This is a genomic window from Microcystis sp. LEGE 08355 (assembly GCF_015207185.1).
GTDB lineage: Bacteria > Cyanobacteriota > Cyanobacteriia > Cyanobacteriales > Microcystaceae > Microcystis > Microcystis panniformis.
On sequence record NZ_JADEXI010000553.1, the window covers coordinates 1 to 3,095 of the forward strand.

At 43.6% G+C, this 3,095-nt stretch carries 3 protein-coding genes; 1 reads left to right on the forward strand and 2 read right to left on the reverse strand.

What is annotated here, in order from left to right:
- Together IQ242_RS20945 and IQ242_RS20950 are read right to left on the reverse strand one after the other, a co-directional pair.
- Positions 1-519, reverse strand: a 519-nt coding sequence (locus IQ242_RS20945; RefSeq protein ID WP_193961275.1) for a YdcF family protein, incomplete at its 3' end; no start/stop codon positions are given.
- Between the two features lie 157 nt (positions 520-676).
- Positions 677-2,161, reverse strand: a complete 1,485-nt coding sequence (locus tag IQ242_RS20950) for a site-2 protease family protein (protein WP_193961276.1) — start codon at positions 2,159-2,161, stop codon at positions 677-679.
- Positions 2,162-2,265: 104 nt separating this feature from the next.
- On the opposite strand from IQ242_RS20950, the gene IQ242_RS20955 reads away from it, so the two are divergent.
- Complete coding sequence (locus IQ242_RS20955; RefSeq protein ID WP_193961277.1) at positions 2,266-2,937, forward strand: MBL fold metallo-hydrolase; 672 nt, start codon at positions 2,266-2,268, stop codon at positions 2,935-2,937.
- Positions 2,938-3,095: the final 158 nt, after the last annotated feature.

Below are 3,095 nucleotides of genomic sequence, written 5' to 3' on the forward strand. Positions count from 1 at the left end.
TTCTAGGGGTTCGGGGGGTGATTGGGAGGGAACAGTCACCGGTTTAATCACAATTCCGCGACTACCAAAAACAATTTCTCCCACTAATCGCGCCCTTCTCATGTGATTATCGGAAGTGACTAGATAGACACTATCAATACCTTGGGCTTTCAGTTGATCGGCTAGGCTAGTAAAGTTAGTGACAGTATCTCGCGCATTGTAATCGAGATGGAGACGTTCTAGGGGAATTCCCGCTTTTTTAAAAATCTTTTTCACATATCGTCGCGGACTACCGGAAGATACCCAAATCGGTAGATCGGGATATTCCTTAGCTAATTTTGCCGCAAAACGTTCTCGATCGGCATGACCTCCCAAAACAAAAATCGCTTCCGGTTTTAGCCACTGCTGACGTAAATCGTGGTATAACCAGCCTAAACTCGCCAAAATTAGCGGAATAGCCAGCAATTTTAACCTAGATTTGCCTAACTTCGCTTTCAGAGAAACTCGCTTTTTTCTGCGAGAATTAGCCTTGAGAACCATATATCAGTGATCGGTGATCAGTTGTCAGCCTTCAGCTTTGTGGATTAAAGTGATCGAGGGTGAGGGTCATCGAACTCACATTGACGTAGGAGATAGGGATTGTATCCCCTAACTGACCGATAATTTTCCCGGAACTCAGGTTGATTGATGCAGTCGCTTACATTCCCCACCAACGGGCCACCGCTTCGGGAAGGGGTAGCAAAATACTTAATAACAAAGCCAGGGAAAATAAACCTAATAAATCTCGTTTATTATCCAATTCCGTCACGTCATTTAAAGCAGGTTGATCGCTGACTGGCATTAATAAGAGAATAATCGCCCAGAGTAAAAAATCTGGCTGTACTAGGGCTAAAATAAACATGAATAATCGAGTTAATTTACCGATAATTATGGCGGTTTTCTGCCCATACATGGCGTGAACAATATGACCACCATCCAATTGACCCACGGGCATTAAATTTAGGGCTGTAACGATAATTCCCACATAACCCGCCACCGCTAAAGGATGTAAATGGATCGCTTTTCCCGCGATTAAATTACTGCCGAGGGCTAGTTTAGCTAGGATAGATAAGAGAAAAGAAAACTGCGGATTTAAGGACTGAAAAGTTAATAAACTGCTTTGATTAGTTAGGGGAACTATTTCCGAGAGGGACAATCCCCAAAACAGTAGAGGAATAGCGATAATTATACCCCCCAAAGGACCGGCCACCGCCACATCAAATAAAGCTTTGCGGGTGGGTACAGGCGATCGCATTTGAATAAAAGCCCCGAAAGTGCCTAGGAAGAAAGGAATGGGGATAAAATAGGGCAAAGTAGTTTTAATTTTATATTTAACGGCCGTAAAATAATGACTGAATTCGTGCAGTCCTAAAATAGCAATTAAGCCTAAACTGTAGGGTAAACCTTGCAATAATAAACTAGAATTATTTTCTAATTGTTGGGCGGTAATGCCACTTAATCCCGCACCGATATATGTGGTGGTTAAGAGAGTTAATAACAATAAACCCAGGGCAAGAAAGGGGCGAGTAATTTTTTCAGTTTCTATAGTTTCTGTTTTTTGCTGCCAGGGATTAGCCACAAGAGCGAAAAAAGGTTGTCCCTGAAAACTTTCTTGGAAAAGCAATAAAAAGCGATCACCAAAAACCTTTTCTACATTGTTTTTAATCACTTGATAAGCTTCTTCGGGAACCGCCCGCAATTTGCCCCGACAGAGAATTGCCTGGGGACGATAATCGATATTTTGCAGATAATAAACACCCCAAGGAAAACAATCTCTTAGGGATTTTTCCTCTTCGGCAGTGATCGGTTTTAAATCATTTTTAGGTGCAGGATTATCAATATTTTCTAGGACTAAATTCGCTGTTTTTGGTGGTGATGGGGGACTTTCTTGGGGAGTAATCCGACCCATTTGTACTAGCCACCAATACAAAAAAGGGCAGATCACAAAAGGACCGATGAGCAAAAATGCCGGTATGGGAGTATCCTCTCCATAGATTAACGTCCAGCCGGTCCAAATTAGAGCCGGAGTCATCAGGACTAACCAAATTAACCAAACTGGTGTTGTCGTGATTTTGGCCACGCTACGCTTGACGATAAAATAAGTGAAACCGCCAAGAATCCCTAATAACAACCACATTTCCATATCGGCTCTTTTCTCTTGAGTAAAAAGCGGCTAATTTCAGCCGGCCCGGTCATCGATCGTGCTAAGTTATAAACCGCATTGATTGTGATTTGGATAGGCAAACCATGCGATCGGAAACCGAATCGTCTCCTTTAGAGGTTAGCAAAACCACAAAACCCCCTCGATTAATTCTAGAAGGTTTATACGCTTTCTCGCCTAATCGGGAAACCCTAGGGGGAACCTCTTATCTTATTGTAGAAAATACTGGTAATATTCTGGTGGATTGTCCTAGCTGTGAGGAGAGCGAGCGGGATTTTCTCCTAGAAAAAGGGGTCCGTTACCTATTTTTTACCCATCGCGGGGGTCAGGGGAAACAGAGCGATTCTCTGCAAAGTTTACTTGATTGTGAGATTATTCTACAGGAACAGGAAGCTTATCTGCTTCCTCAGCGTCAAATTACCGTTTTTCAGCAGCAAATCCAGTTATCTCCCACTTGTAGCGTTTTTTGGACTCCTGGCCATTCTCCCGGTTCCTCCTGTCTCTACTGGAACCGTCACGGGGGGGTTTTATTTACCGGTCGTCATCTTCTCCCCGACACCAAGGGTCAACCGCGACCCCTACAGACCGCGAAAACTTTCCACTGGCCGCGGCAATTGCGATCGCAAGAGGCCATTTTAGACCGTTTTAGTCCGGAAACCCTCTCCTATCTTTGTCCAGGAGCTAATACCGGCTTTCTGCGCGGTCGGGGAATTATCGATCGCGCCTACGAAAAAATCAGCGCCAATCCTCTTAACTAGGGTATGCTGAATAAATCTAAAAACCTTGTTGGGTAAGACTTTTAGACTTTTTGTCAATCAAAAAGTACCAGGTATGGGAGTGATCAGGGGGAAAATTCAGGTACTTTTTCCCTGAAAATTAGGTAATTGGCCACCTCAAAACCGGTAAAACCCCACAC